This window comes from Clostridium amazonense (assembly GCF_056431285.1).
The window spans coordinates 96,980-110,793 of sequence record NZ_JBWKMH010000033.1; the positions used below are offsets into that span (position 1 = coordinate 96,980).

The 13,814-nt window shown below is 26.0% G+C and carries 13 protein-coding genes; 4 read left to right on the forward strand and 9 right to left on the reverse strand.

What is annotated here, in order from left to right:
• Positions 1-19: 19 nt before the first annotated feature.
• From mutL to miaB, 3 genes are all read right to left on the reverse strand, one after another.
• On the reverse strand, positions 20-1,933 hold the full coding sequence (mutL, locus tag AC07E4_RS14900; protein ID WP_034440044.1) for a DNA mismatch repair endonuclease MutL: 1,914 nt from the start codon (positions 1,931-1,933) through the stop codon (positions 20-22).
• Between the two features lie 140 nt (positions 1,934-2,073).
• Positions 2,074-4,752 carry a DNA mismatch repair protein MutS gene (mutS, locus tag AC07E4_RS14905; RefSeq protein ID WP_478216822.1) on the reverse strand — a complete coding sequence of 893 codons (2,679 nt, stop codon included), beginning with the start codon at positions 4,750-4,752 and terminating at the stop codon, positions 2,074-2,076.
• A 173-nt stretch (positions 4,753-4,925) separates the two neighbouring features.
• Positions 4,926-6,284, reverse strand: a complete 1,359-nt coding sequence (miaB, locus tag AC07E4_RS14910) for a tRNA (N6-isopentenyl adenosine(37)-C2)-methylthiotransferase MiaB (protein ID WP_034440048.1) — start codon at positions 6,282-6,284, stop codon at positions 4,926-4,928.
• Between the two features lie 602 nt (positions 6,285-6,886).
• On the opposite strand from miaB, the gene AC07E4_RS14915 reads away from it, so the two are divergent.
• Both AC07E4_RS14915 and AC07E4_RS14920 read left to right on the forward strand, forming a co-directional pair.
• Positions 6,887-7,525, forward strand: coding sequence for a hypothetical protein (locus AC07E4_RS14915; protein WP_478216823.1), 639 nt, complete (start codon positions 6,887-6,889; stop codon positions 7,523-7,525).
• An 83-nt stretch (positions 7,526-7,608) separates the two neighbouring features.
• Positions 7,609-8,247, forward strand: coding sequence for a hypothetical protein (locus AC07E4_RS14920; RefSeq protein WP_478216824.1), 639 nt, complete (start codon positions 7,609-7,611; stop codon positions 8,245-8,247).
• 119 nt (positions 8,248-8,366) lie between these two features.
• Here the strand turns inward: AC07E4_RS14920 and AC07E4_RS14925 are convergent, their stop codons facing one another.
• Positions 8,367-8,492, reverse strand: a complete 126-nt coding sequence (locus tag AC07E4_RS14925; RefSeq protein WP_478216825.1) for a hypothetical protein — start codon at positions 8,490-8,492, stop codon at positions 8,367-8,369.
• Positions 8,493-9,017: 525 nt separating this feature from the next.
• Here AC07E4_RS14925 and AC07E4_RS14930 point away from each other — a divergent pair.
• Both AC07E4_RS14930 and AC07E4_RS14935 read left to right on the forward strand, forming a co-directional pair.
• Positions 9,018-9,275 carry a hypothetical protein gene (locus tag AC07E4_RS14930; protein ID WP_478216826.1) on the forward strand — a complete coding sequence of 86 codons (258 nt, stop codon included), beginning with the start codon at positions 9,018-9,020 and terminating at the stop codon, positions 9,273-9,275.
• A gap of 627 nt (positions 9,276-9,902) precedes the next feature.
• Complete coding sequence (locus tag AC07E4_RS14935) at positions 9,903-10,067, forward strand: hypothetical protein (protein WP_478216827.1); 165 nt, start codon at positions 9,903-9,905, stop codon at positions 10,065-10,067.
• 92 nt (positions 10,068-10,159) lie between these two features.
• Here the strand turns inward: AC07E4_RS14935 and AC07E4_RS14940 are convergent, their stop codons facing one another.
• The 5 genes from AC07E4_RS14940 to AC07E4_RS14960 all read right to left on the reverse strand — a co-directional run bounded on the left by AC07E4_RS14940 (position 10,160) and on the right by AC07E4_RS14960 (position 13,814).
• Positions 10,160-11,185, reverse strand: coding sequence for a GH25 family lysozyme (locus AC07E4_RS14940; RefSeq protein ID WP_478217273.1), 1,026 nt, complete (start codon positions 11,183-11,185; stop codon positions 10,160-10,162).
• Positions 11,175-11,636, reverse strand: coding sequence for a phage holin family protein (locus AC07E4_RS14945; RefSeq protein ID WP_478216828.1), 462 nt, complete (start codon positions 11,634-11,636; stop codon positions 11,175-11,177). Before AC07E4_RS14945 ends, AC07E4_RS14940 begins: the two co-directional genes overlap by 11 nt.
• A 524-nt stretch (positions 11,637-12,160) precedes the next feature.
• Positions 12,161-12,511: a hypothetical protein gene (locus tag AC07E4_RS14950; RefSeq protein ID WP_478216829.1), complete on the reverse strand. Its 351-nt coding sequence runs from the start codon at positions 12,509-12,511 to the stop codon at positions 12,161-12,163.
• 812 nt (positions 12,512-13,323) lie between these two features.
• The gene (locus tag AC07E4_RS14955; RefSeq protein WP_478216830.1) at positions 13,324-13,455 is read right to left on the reverse strand and encodes a hypothetical protein; all 132 of its coding nucleotides are present in this window, start codon (positions 13,453-13,455) and stop codon (positions 13,324-13,326) included.
• The gene (locus AC07E4_RS14960) at positions 13,455-13,814 is read right to left on the reverse strand and encodes a hypothetical protein (RefSeq protein WP_478216831.1); all 360 of its coding nucleotides are present in this window, start codon (positions 13,812-13,814) and stop codon (positions 13,455-13,457) included. The genes AC07E4_RS14955 and AC07E4_RS14960 overlap by 1 nt, the downstream gene beginning before the upstream one ends.

Genomic DNA, 13,814 nt, shown 5'->3' on the forward strand with positions numbered 1-13,814 from the left:
TTCTCACCTAAACCCATTTTTATTGTATTCTTTTAAATTTCTTTTCTATCTCATTTAATGTCATTTTTATCATAGTTGGTCTACCATGTGGACAAGTAAATGGATCATCCATATATCTTAAATCATCTATTAATTTTTCCATTTCTATTTGTGATAACTTATTATTAGCTTTAACTGCTGCTTTGCATGCTAAACTTGCTATTTTATTGTATTTTACTTCAACAGTACTTCCATTACCCATATTTTTCAAGTTCTCAAGTATATCATAAAACAACGATTTTACATCTGGCTTCCCTAAAAACATAGGAACTTCCCTTATACTTATAGTATTATTGCCAAAATCCTCAATGTTAAATCCTGCTTTTTTAAAAACATCCTTATTTTCTTCATAATAAGGTGCTTCATCAAAGGAAAGTTCAATAACTATAGGTGTTAATAGTACTTGACTTATAACTTCAAAGCTCTCTATTGATTTTTTATATTTCTCAAACATATATTTTTCATGTGCTGCATGTTGATCTATAAGAATAAGTTCATTGTTACACTCGGCAATTATATATGTATTGTTAAATTGACCTATTATTTTTACATAACCAAACTTAGGTACAATTTCTTTATTTTCTGTTTTTTTAACTACTTCTTCCTTTTCTAATGATAGTTTTTCTTTCTCTTTTGTTATTATTTCTTCCTTACTTTTATCTTCATTTTCCCATACTGCATCTTTAACTTGTATTTTTTCAAAAATCTTATTATCATTTTCAACTTTATATGACGCCTTTTCTTCTTTTCCAATTGTACTATCACTTTTTAAATCTATAGGTACATATTGAATATCTATTTTTTTTTCTAAAAAGTCATCATGTAAAACCTCTTGTTTAAATTTAGTTTCTTCTTCCTTTTTAAACTCTATTACGCCATCTTCTGTAAAACTAAAATTCTCTTTCATATAATTTCTTAATGCTGAATGAACACTATCAAAAATAAATTTGAATATGCTTCTTTCATCATAAAACTTTATCTCTGCTTTAGTTGGATGAACATTAGGATCAATATATTCTGGAAAAATATCTAAGAACAAAACAAAAAACGGAAATTTATTAACTGTTAAAAAAGACTTAAATGCATTTTCAACCGCTGCTGTTATTGTGCTGCTTTTTATAAGTCTTTTATTTACAAATATACTTTGTCTATTTCTACTACCTCTACTAATTTCACTGTTTCCTATAAATCCATAAACAGAAAGTATATCGCTGTGAGTCTCAAAAGGAACTATATTTTTGCTAACTTCTTTTCCATATAAAATATGAATTGCATCTTCTAAATTCTCACTTCCATAAGTACTAACAGTCTTTTTTCCGTTATTAGTAAGTTTAAATGACACACCATAATTTCCAAGAGCTAACCTTAAAACAAGATCAGATATTAGCGATGATTCTCTTTGTGGTGATTTTAGAAACTTTTGTCTTGCCGGCACATTGTAAAATAAATCTCTTACTTCTATTGTTGTTCCATCATTACATGCTGCATCAACAATATCCTTTATTTCTCCACCTTCAATTATAATTTCTTTTCCAAAATCCTCAGAAGCAGTTTTACTCTTTAAATTTACTCTTGATATAGATGAAATACTTGCAAGTGCTTCACCTCTAAACCCAAAACTATTTATTTTGTATATGTCTTCTATTTCTTGAATTTTACTTGTTGCATGAGGTAAAAATGCCTTTTCTATATCATCTTTATGTATTCCACTTCCATCATCACTTATTCTTATTAATCTGTTTCCACTATCTTCAACTTCTATTACAATATTTTTACTTCCTGCATCTATACTATTTTCAACTAGTTCTTTAACAACTGAACTTGCTCTTTCAACTACTTCACCTGCTGCTATCTTATTACATGTCTCTTTATCTAAAATATTTATTCTCTTCATTTATATCACCCCTTTTTATCGTAATATAAACACTAACCGTAGATGAAAACAATTATTCATCTCAATATTATCATAAGTAATTACACGAGGGAACTTTACGTTCCCCCTGTTAATTAGAAATTGCTTCTTACATCATTTAATTACATCTTATTAGCTTTTATTACTATATCATTTAATTTATTTACACATTCTATTATAGTCATATTTAGTAAATCTATTTTCTTTATTTCTTCTATTAATTCATTATTATCTACAGCATTTAAAAACCCTAACTGCTGCACTTCTAAATTTTCACATGTATTTTTATTTTCTTCAATTTCTATATTTTCTTTTATAGGTAAATTTTCTTTCTCACATCCAAAATTATCTTCTTTTGCATTAGTTAATGCTATATCTGTACATACTTCTTTATCTTTATTTGTATTTTCTAATGTTTTAAGAATTTCTCTTGCTCGTGATATAACTTTATCAGGTATTCCTGCAAGTTTTGCAACCTCTATTCCATAAGATTCATCTGCTCCACCTTCTATAATTTTTCTTAAGAAAATTATATTATTATCTACCTTTTTTACTGCTATAGAATAATTTTTAACACCATCTATATTACCTTCTAATTTTGTAAGTTCATGATAATGCGTTGCAAAAAGTGTCTTACATCTCATATTTTTATTTTTACATATATACTCTATAACTGACCAAGCTATACTTAATCCATCATAAGTACTAGTTCCTCTACCTACTTCATCTAATAATATTAAACTTCTACTAGTAGCATTATTTAGTATGTTTGAAACTTCCCACATTTCAACCATAAATGTACTTTTCCCTCCAGCTAAATCATCAGATGCTCCTATTCTTGTAAAGATTTTATCACAGATAGATATATCTGCAGTTTTTGCTGGAATAAAACTTCCTATTTGAGCCATTAATGTTATAAGTGCTACCTGTCTCATATATGTAGATTTTCCTGCCATGTTAGGTCCTGTTATTATAAGTAGCTGATTAGTTTCATTATCTAAAAGTGTACTATTTGACACAAATTCGTTAGTTGAAAGCATTTTTTCAACAACAGGATGTCTTCCATCTTGTATTTTTAATACTCCTTTTGTGTTAATGCTCGGTTTTGTATAATTATTTTCTCTTGCTACAGTAGATAATGAACATAGACAATCTAGCTCTGATATAAGTTTAGATGATACTTTCATTCTATCAACATGACTTTCTACTTCATCTCTAATTTTCACAAAAAGCTCATATTCAACCTTCATAAGCTTATCTTCCGCACCTAGTATTTTCTCTTCCATATCTTTCAATTCTGGTGTTATAAAACGTTCAGCATTTGATAATGTTTGCTTTCTTATATATCTACCTTGTGGTACAGAACTTAAATTAGTTTTTGTTACTTCTAAATAATATCCAAAAACTTTATTATATCCCACTTTTAAAGATTTTATCCCTGTAACTTGTTTTTCTTCATTTTCTAAATTTGCAATCCATTCCTTACCGCATCTTTTAGAAGTTCTATACTCATCTATTTTTTCATCATATCCATCTTTAATTATATTTCCTTCTTTTACTGAAAGTCCTGGATTATCTGATATTGAATTATCTAATAAATTATATACATCTTTTAAATCATCTAATTCATCTAAAATATTGGATAACAATTCACTTTTAAAGTTTTTTAGAACTTCTTTTATTGTTGGTATTTTTTCTATAGAATGCTTTAATGAAACAAGTTCTTTTGCATTTATACTTTTAGAACTAATTTTACCAACTAATCTTTCTATGTCATAAATTTTATTTAATGCTTCTTTAAGTTCATCTTCTTTAGAAATATTTTTAACAAGCTCTTCAATAGCATCTTGTCTTAGAAGTATTTCTCTTTTATTTACTAATGGTTGTTCTATCCATTTTCTTAACCTTCTACCGCCCATTGCAGTATTGGTTTTATCAAGAACCCAAAGTAAAGAGCCTTTTTTACTTTTATCTCTTAAACTTTCAGTTATTTCTAAATTTCTTCTTGAATTACCATCTATAACAAGAAAATCATGAATATTATATCTTTCTAACATATCTATGTGAGACATTTTAACTTTTTGTGTTTCTATTATATAGCTTAAAAGACCATTTATTGATTTATTTAATACCTCTGTAAACTGTATATCATTATAGTTTTTAAAATGCTCCTTTATTTTTAAATCACTTTCTTCAAAATACTCAATTTCAAATTTAGATATAGAAATTTCAAATCTGCTATTTATCTCACGAATTGCTTCTTCACTAATGTTATTAGGAACAACAATTTCTTTAGGATTAAACTTTGCTATTTCATCAAGTATTGAACTCATATTATATTTAAAATCGCTACAATAAAATTCTCCTGTTGATATATCACAAAACGATACTGATGCACTATCTTCTTCTATAAAAATTGACATTAAGAAATTGTTTTTTCTTTCTTCTAGGAATGTTCCTTCTGTATAAGTTCCTGGTGTAAAAATTTTAACTACATCTCTTTTTACTATACCTTTAGCAACTGCTGGATCTTCTACTTGTTCACAAATTGCAACTTTATATCCCTTTGATATTAACCGTCCAATATAATTTTCTGCTGCATGAAATGGAACTCCACACATTGGTGCTCTTTCTTCAAGTCCACAGTCCCTACCAGTTAGAGTAAGTTCTAATTCTTTAGATGCAACTTTAGCATCTTCAAAAAACATTTCATAAAAGTCTCCAAGTCTAAAAAAGACTATGGCATCTTTACATTTCTCTTTTACATTAAAATATTGAACCATCATTGGCGTTAATGCCATAATACTATCTCCTTTTCTTTTCAAAGTTTTATACTTATTAATAAAAAGCGACTTTAGAAATAACACTATGTTCGTTGATGTTATTCCTAAAGGCAATCAAATCATTTCTAGTTTTAATTATTCCTAGTTAAAATTGGATTACCATAAGTCGCTTTAATTTATATAACAGTTAATTAAATTTCTTCACCTACTAATGAGAAAGACTGTGCTTTTGTTATTTTAACATTTACAAGCTTTCCTATATTTTCTTCATTTCCTTCAAAATTAACTAATTTTCCTGTTCTAGTTCTTCCTGTTAGTTTAGTTTCATCATTTTTGCTGTGTCCCTCAACTAATATTTCTACAACTTTGCCATCATATTCTTTGTTTTTCTTAGCTGCAATTTCATTTACAGCTTCAACTAATCTATTAAATCTTTCTTTTTTAACATCCTCAGGAACTTGGTCTAACATCATATCAGCTGGAGTTCCTTTTCTTTTTGAATATAAGAAAGTAAATGCTGAATCATATTCAACTTCCTTTACAAGACTTAATGTTTCTTCAAAATCTTCATCAGTCTCACCCGGGAATCCTACTATTATATCTGTAGTTAATGCTACATTGGGAATTCTTTCTTTTATTTTTCTTATTAAAGTCATATACTGTTCTCTATCATAATGTCTATTCATCTTTTTTAATATTCTAGAAGAACCTGATTGTACTGGAAGATGTATAGTTTCACATAATTTATCACATTCTTTTATAGCTTCTATAACATCTTCACTTAAATCTTTTGGATGAGATGTCATAAATTTAACTCTTTCTATTCCTTCTATTTTGTTAATTCTTCTTAATAACATAGCAAAATCTATATTTGGTTCTAATCCTTTTCCATAAGAATTTACATTTTGTCCTAGTAGAGTTATTTCCTTATAACCTTCTTTAACCATTTCTCTTATTTCATTTTCTATTTCTTCTGGTTTTCTACTTCTTTCTCTTCCTCTAACATGTGGCACTATACAATATGTACAAAAATTGTTACATCCATACATTATTGTAACAAATCCTTTTATGCTACTTGCTCTATCTATTGGTTGTCCTTCTACTATATCATCTTCTTTATTCCATATTTCAACTATTGGTCTTTCTCCACCTAAAGCTCTTTGTAAATACTCATTAAATTTATAAGCATTATGTGTTCCTATTATTATATCAACATAAGGGAATTTCTTAATTATACTCTCTGCCATCCCCTCTTGTTGCATCATACAACCAGTAACAGCAATTATAGTATTAGGTTTTTCCTTTTTAAGCTTTTTAAGAGCCCCTAGGTTACCTTCTACCTTTTGTTCTGCATTCTCTCTTACACAACAAGTGTTAAATATTATAATATCTGCTTCTTCCTTATTTTCTGTTCTTATATGTCCTAATGGCTTTAATCCACCTGATAGTTTTTCAGAGTCCTCTTCATTCATCTGACAACCCCAAGTACAAATCCAGAACTTTAATTGCTTATTATTTTCCTTTATATTAATATCTTTAGTTATATTCATTCTATTAATTTCCTCCAATTTTTATTTTTTTTATTTATAAAATATCTACAGTATTATACCATATAAGAAATGTAAAAAGAAAGCACCATAACTGGTGCTTTTCCTCATAGCACATTACCCTTACTTACAGAATTCTATTTAACTAATCTAATATTAATTTTACAAACTACTTTTATAATATAAGCTAAATATTACTTATATATACTTTTTATACTATATTTTAAATTTGTATTAAAAAACAGTCTAATTGAAAGAAAATAAAATATAAAGTTATAATAAAGTATTTGTTCATTATACTGTTATATATGAGTAAACAAGTGTAATTTAAAGCATATGAATAATGTTACTTAAATTTTTAGTTGAATATCACTTTAATAGAATTTTAATTTTAGTATCATTTTAATTTTTATATAATAGTATAAAGTAATGAATTAAATTTATAATAATTCAATACTTATTTAATTAATTTTATATTTTATTAATAATTAAATTTCTATAGAATAATGTAAATTATTGAATTAGCTTTATACTAATTCAATTGTTAAATACCTATTGGATATTATAAATTAATAATTCAAATTCATAATATGGGGGATTTTTTTATGAATACTAACGGATTTGATAAAATTATTTTATTATCAAGAAACGAAGACAGTGAGACAATTCAATTTAAGCAAATATATAGCGTAGGTGCACCATATGTTATGCAAGCTATAGAAATGGCACGAGTTTTTCAAGGTGCTATAGAATATATTACTATTGATGGAAAACCAATTTTAAAATTTAATTTTGAAAAGGCTCTTGATATAGTTAATAAGCATCCTGAAATGGCAGTAGTAGGCACAATAAATCAAACAATTTCACAAAACACAAATGTAGTTAAAGCTATGGTAGATAAAGTTTTAAAATTATTAGAAGAACTTTTATCTGTTAGTTTAACTGCATATGAAACAAAAAAATATGAAACAGCTATACAAGAAGCATTTACTGATTTACAAGAACAAAGTGGAGATGCTTGGATATTTTGGCAAAAAACTGAGGCTCATAAAACAACTTATCAATATAATATATTGTTTGCAATACAAAATGAAAGTACAGGTAGCGTAATGTTAGCATTACCTATAGCACTTACTATTACAGTTGATATAGAAAAAGAGAAGGTTTTATTTATAACTGTTGAAGATGAACACAGCTATGATGTTACTGTCCAAGCTATGCAAGTAGTTGAACCATTAAAATAATAAGCTAAGATATTATAAACAACTAACCTTTTGTTAAATATTATAAATTAATTTATTTTAATCTATAATATGGAGGATTTAAAATGAAAAATAAAAAATTTGATAAGATTATTTTACTATCAAAAAATGAAAATGATGAAGATCTTAAATTTAAAAAGATTTTTAATATAGATAAAAAAAATTTTAATCAAGCTAATAGAATAGCAAATGTTTTTCAGGATGCCATAGAAACTATAAAAATTAATGGTAAAGAAATTTCAAAGTTTAATTTTAATAAAGCTCTTGATATAGTTAATAATCATCCTGAAATGGCAGTAGTAGGAACGTTAAATCAAGCAATTTCAGAAAAAACATGTGCAGTTCATATTATGGTAGATAAAGTTTTAAACTTGCTACAAAATATATTAACTGTTACACTAACTGAAGCTGAATCAAAAAATTATAGGCTGGCTATAACAGAAGCTTTTACTGATTTGCAAAAACAATCAGATGATAGTTGGATATTCTGGCAAAATGATAATGACAATGAAACAACTTATCAATATAATATTTTATTTGTAATACAAAATGAAAATACAGGTGGTGTAATATTAGCATTGCCTATATCACTTACTATTACAGTAAATGTATCAAAGGAAAAAGTTTTCTTAATTGGCATTAAAGACGTATACGATTACTATATTGTAGTTCAATCTATAGAAGTAGTAGAAGCCTTATTATAGAATATATCGCCTCCAAGTATTGTTTTATATTAAATATATGAATTTTAAATTAATAAAATTATTCTAAAAAAAACAAGGTAGATTACAAGTATTTTTCAACTTGCAATCTACCTTTCAATTTATACTAATTTAGTAGCATCTTTTAAACTATCATTTCTTCCTGTTCCTGATCTACCACCTATTTGAATTATATTTTCTACTTTCAATCCACTAACATCAAAATTACTTTTTTCATCATAGAACATTGATTTTTTTGTGCTATGTGTATAGCAACATTTGCATCCATATAACCAAAATGTAATACTATTGTTTTCATATAAAACACATTCTTTTTTCCAAACCTATTTTTACATAAAAAACAAACCCAGAAGTTTTTCAACTCCTAGGTTTATTTTGTGCAATACTCTTTTATACTTATAATTTATTTTAACATAATTATATAGTTTATCAAGTCATATTTTATAGTTAATGCAACTTGGCTCATCTTATATATACTCCACTATACGGTATAAATGGATAAATACATTCAGTACAGATAAAGAGATACTTAGTCCTAAAAACTTGATAGTTCATAGTTATCCTATGGTTAAGAAATTTAAGATTAGAGAGTCAATATTTATTTAAATTGCATTTTATTTTAATAAATACTGGAATTGTAATCCATAAATTATGTATAATACTAATATAAAATTTTGAACAATTGTATTATTAAGCAAATTGGTTTATTAAAAATAGCAAATTAATTTGTAGTAAAAAACAAGGGGTGCTTTATGTGGATTAGAACTCAAAACAAAAAAGAATTAGTTAATATAATTAAAGTTGAAATTTCCTCTATTTGTGGAGATAAAAGAAATAAAGTAATTGTATGGGGTCAATTTGCACCTACTGGCATATTTTCTTCAAATAGAACTTCATTAGGTATGTATTCAACTATGGAAGATGCAATTGCTGAAATAGACGAAATTGAAAAGTGTATCTTAAACAATCCAAATGGTGTTTATACTATGAAAAGTAATAAACAACTTTAAAGTATTGCGATTCAAAATAAGAGTGGACAAGATTATATTTTGTCTACTTTTATACTATCTATTATCAACCTTTAATCCACTAGATTCAAAATCACTTTTCTTCATCATCAGACAGTTATTCTTTTGTGCTATATATGCATCCATATTGCCAAAATATAATGCTATTACACATCTTTTTTATATTCTTTTTCTAAGCCTATTTTTACATAAAAAATAAACCTAGAGGTTTTTCAACTCCCAGGCTTATTTTGTGCAATATTCTTTTATACTTATAATTTATTTTAACATAATTCTATAGCTTATCAAGTCATATTTTTTAGCTAATGCGACTTAATAAACAATTCTAAATTAGTATCTAGAATTGTTTAACTTAAATACATCTCATGTTGATATTAAATCTCTGTAAAATAGTCATTTCTTATTTCCTATTATAACTCTAATCCATTGATTTTACTACATTTTCTTTTAAATTTACAGCTAATTTAGTAATTGTACTTTTTTCTTACAATATATTTTTCATATTAAATTCATAAAAATTACATTCTAATATATTGATGTTATAAATATATTATTTATAAGTCAAGTTTCAAAATTATAAATTATATTAAATAGAAAGGAGCTAAATATATGCCAAACTATAAAGATTTTGATTTAGATTTGCAAAACAGCAAAAATGCCAATAACTCTCAGTTGAATAAAATGACACAAAACTCTAGGCTAGAACCTAGAAAACTTCCACCACATAGTAATGGGAATATAAGTCCTGAATTATGTGCAGCGATGCAAGGGTAGATTTCTTATCTTTTAACCAATTCATAAAAGTTAACTGTTATATCCATAACTAAAAAAAGTTGATTTTCTAACAGTTAACTTTTTAATTTAAACTAAACTAACTTACCTGCATCTTTTAAACTATTATATCTTGTGCTACCAGCTTTTCCACCTATGGTAATTATCTTTTCAGCCTTTAATCCACTAACTTCAAAGTCACTTTTCTTCATCATAGGACATTGATTCTTTTGTGCTACATATATAGCTGCATTTGCATCCATATCACCAAAATATAATACTATTGTTTTCATATCTACTTTCACCTCTTTTTTTATATTCTCTTTCCCAAAGTTTGTTTTTACATAATCACTACTTATATATCCTCCATGGTCTCCATAAAATATTGAATACCAATCATCTACTTTTTTAGCTATCCTTATAACTGCTCCATTAGATAATGTTCCTATTATATTTCCGTTAGGTTTTTCTCTAATATTAAGTACATCAGCTGTAACAATTCCCTCATTTTTATCAAGAGTTACAACCCCATTAAATATACCACTATTAAATTCATTAACATCACAGTTACCATTTACTCCATTAACTTGTCCTTTATCACTATATTGAAATCCTACCCATGATGTCCAAATAGGATTATATCCTGGAGTTTCAACACCATAATGTGCAATCCATACTGGATATTTTGAAAGTCTTGGATCTAATGAACTATTAGCAAAAGATGTATAAGTATATACAACAACATTTTTCCCTGTTAATCTTTTTACTTCTTCTAAAAATGTTATACACGCAGTAGTTAGTGTACTTTTATCCATACCACAATCTACTTCTATATCTAATGCTAATAAACAATCTGAAGCTTTATTTTTAATACACTCTACAAAATATCTAGCTTCATTTAAAGCATCACCTCTAAAAAAGTGATAAAACCCAACTTTTAATCCTTGTTTTTTTGCTCTACTATAATTTCGTTCTAAAAAAGCATCCTTGTAATTACTACCTTCGGATGCTTTCATATAAACTATTTTTATCCCACTAGCTTTAACCTTACTATAATCTATATCTCCTTGCCAGTTTGAAATATCTATACCTTTTAAATTACTTGCACTTCTACTTTGCATTATTATCACCTTCCTCTTTCCCCTCTGATTTTTTCTTTAAAATGTCTACTGCATCTACGAACGGTTTAGGTAAATTTATACCCATAAGTCCTACATTTTCTATTATGCTAAGTATTTCATTTGCCATAAATCCTATTATTACTGCATTTCTTATAAAACCATTTGCTTTTAGTACAATATCCATTTGAACAGCTACAACAACAAGCATATATATAAATGTCTTTTTTACTAACCCTTTAAACCCTATTCTACTTTTAGCTCCTCCTGTTTCTGTTTTAGGACTATTTTTAAATATAATCGCTACTGCTCCACCACTAAAATAATCTATAATGCTACAAGTTAATAATGCCCAAAATAAAGTATCAAACCCTCCAAATAATTGTCCTAAACTACCACCTAATAAACCTATTACACCATAAAAACCTGTCTTTAATAAATTTTCCTTTTCCACTTCTACACCTCTTTCTATAAAAATAGGCAATAAAAAAGAACCTTGATGGTCCTGCTCTATTGCCTTTAAATGATTTAATTTATTTTACTCTAATTTCAATATTTAATAGTCAATATTACATAAAACATATTTTAATATAAAAATAATATTATATCATTCACCCTTTATTGTATAGCTTAATATAATATTATTGAAAGAGTTCATAATACCCTAAGTCTAAATTAAATTTTATAATAATATATGATGTATTTAAATTCACCGTATCTTATTAATTGTTTAAAGCCAAATCCCTATTTCATTACAACTTATTTGGGAGATGTTCTACAATTTAAAGAATATCTCTTTTTTAATACATTTACATTGTTCCACTATAAGAAATGGACAACAAAAAGAGTACTACATCTTTTCATTGTCCAAGTTAAGGGTTTTAGGATCATGTGAAGTAAAATTGCTATTACACTTTTATATTATACATATTATTTAAGTAATATTACATAAAACATATTTTAATATAAAAACATTTCTTACTCATTTGATTCAGATATATTAATATTTATATTATCAACTTCACTTTCCTGTATTTTTTCTAAATCATTTGTACTTTTTCCAAGACTTAATGATGAAACTACTTTTAAATCTTTCATTAACAACAATGTTTTCATTCCATCAGCCGTTGTAACTATTTTAGAACTTGTACCTTCTTCATTTTCTTCCTGTTCATTTTCAAATTTATTTGAATTTAAATTGCTTTTTCTAATTTCATTTTGCTTTTCTATATCTTTTTTAAGTTTTTCATTATCTTTAACCATAAATTTTTCTTTTACTGATTTTGTATAGTAATTAGAATTTGATATATTTATACCTTGTAAGTTCATACTATTCACTCCTGTATGTTTAGATTTATTAAATATATCGTATGTTATTTAATAGACATGATATCTTTTATAAAAAAAGAACCTTGATGGTCCTGCTCTATTGTCTTTAAATTATTTAATTTTATGTCGCCTTAGATGATTTTGGTGTAACTTCTAAATTGCTTACTCTTTTTTCTATTAACTCCTCATTCAACTCTGCTCACCTTCCTTTGCATAAAACTAAGCAATAAAAAGATTTTTTCAAACCTCTTTATTGCTTAGTTAAGGGACTTTTGAATAATTTAAAACAAAAATTTGCTTCTATATATTTATATTATATACTTAATTTAGTTTATTTTAGTCTAACTTCCATATTTAATGGTCACTATTACATAAACAATCTTTTCATATAAAAATATAATAAGAATAACTGTATATAGTTATTCTTATTATATTTCACTCTCTCAAAATGATTCCTCTATGATATTTATTTTTTAACTACACTTGTATTATATATATTATACTTTTAAATTATTCATAATTTGAATTACTTTTCTAATTCCTTATTTTTTTAACTATTCTATTATAGAAAATTAGGCAATAAAAAGGGTGATATATCTTTTTATTGCCTAATCAAGGGTTTTGGATCATGTGATGCAAAAATTGCTATTACACTTTTATATTATACATACTATTTGAGTAATATTACCTAAACCCACATAATTTAATAATAAATATTACATAAAACATCTTTTTATATAATAAAAAAAGACTATTACCTAGTCCCTACTTTTCCTTTTAATTATTTAATTTTATGTCGTCTTATTTTTCCATTATGAACTAATACATTCTGTAACTACTTCTTTTAAATTACTTAATTGAGGTACTTGTTCTAATGTATATTTTCCTTCCATTATTAAAGAAATCCAAACTTTAACTAATCCACTTTCTTTATTTAAAATCATTATTGAACACCTCCAGCAGCTAACATTGCACTTAATTCTGCTATAGCTTGTTTCATTTCTTTATTTTCTTCTTTAAGTTTTTCCATATCTGTCTTTTCATTATCACTTTGTTGCTGAGATTTTTCATATTTTTCTTTTAAATATTTTTCATATTTTTTTCCAACTTCTAGAGCTGTAATAGATTTATCTGCTTTTAAAATTTCTCTAAGTGTATTTGCATCTTCTACATTAGTTATTGATCCGTCATCTTTATAAAATAGTATTATTTCACTGCACTTTTTGAAGAATGGCATAGAGTTCAAATATTCTTCAGCACTACATCCATTAATAGATTCTTTTTTGTCCCATATTTTTATCAT

Excerpts from the sequence above, each read along its gene's own strand:
- mutL (WP_034440044.1), bottom strand. The coding sequence starts at position 1,933 with ATGAAGAGAATAAATATTTTAGATAAAGAGACATGTAATAAGATAGCA.
- mutS (WP_478216822.1), bottom strand. The coding sequence starts at position 4,752 with ATGGCATTAACGCCAATGATGGTTCAATATTTTAATGTAAAAGAGAAA.
- miaB (WP_034440048.1), bottom strand. The coding sequence starts at position 6,284 with ATGAATATAACTAAAGATATTAATATAAAGGAAAATAATAAGCAATTA.
- AC07E4_RS14915 (WP_478216823.1), top strand. The coding sequence starts at position 6,887 with ATGAATACTAACGGATTTGATAAAATTATTTTATTATCAAGAAACGAA.
- AC07E4_RS14920 (WP_478216824.1), top strand. The coding sequence starts at position 7,609 with ATGAAAAATAAAAAATTTGATAAGATTATTTTACTATCAAAAAATGAA.
- AC07E4_RS14925 (WP_478216825.1), bottom strand. The coding sequence starts at position 8,492 with ATGTTCTATGATGAAAAAAGTAATTTTGATGTTAGTGGATTGAAAGTA.
- AC07E4_RS14930 (WP_478216826.1), top strand. The coding sequence starts at position 9,018 with ATGTGGATTAGAACTCAAAACAAAAAAGAATTAGTTAATATAATTAAA.
- AC07E4_RS14935 (WP_478216827.1), top strand. The coding sequence starts at position 9,903 with ATGCCAAACTATAAAGATTTTGATTTAGATTTGCAAAACAGCAAAAAT.
- AC07E4_RS14940 (WP_478217273.1), bottom strand. The coding sequence starts at position 11,185 with ATGCAAAGTAGAAGTGCAAGTAATTTAAAAGGTATAGATATTTCAAAC.
- AC07E4_RS14950 (WP_478216829.1), bottom strand. The coding sequence starts at position 12,511 with ATGAACTTACAAGGTATAAATATATCAAATTCTAATTACTATACAAAA.
- AC07E4_RS14955 (WP_478216830.1), bottom strand. The coding sequence starts at position 13,455 with ATGATTTTAAATAAAGAAAGTGGATTAGTTAAAGTTTGGATTTCTTTA.
- AC07E4_RS14960 (WP_478216831.1), bottom strand. The coding sequence starts at position 13,814 with ATGATAAAAATATGGGACAAAAAAGAATCTATTAATGGATGTAGTGCT.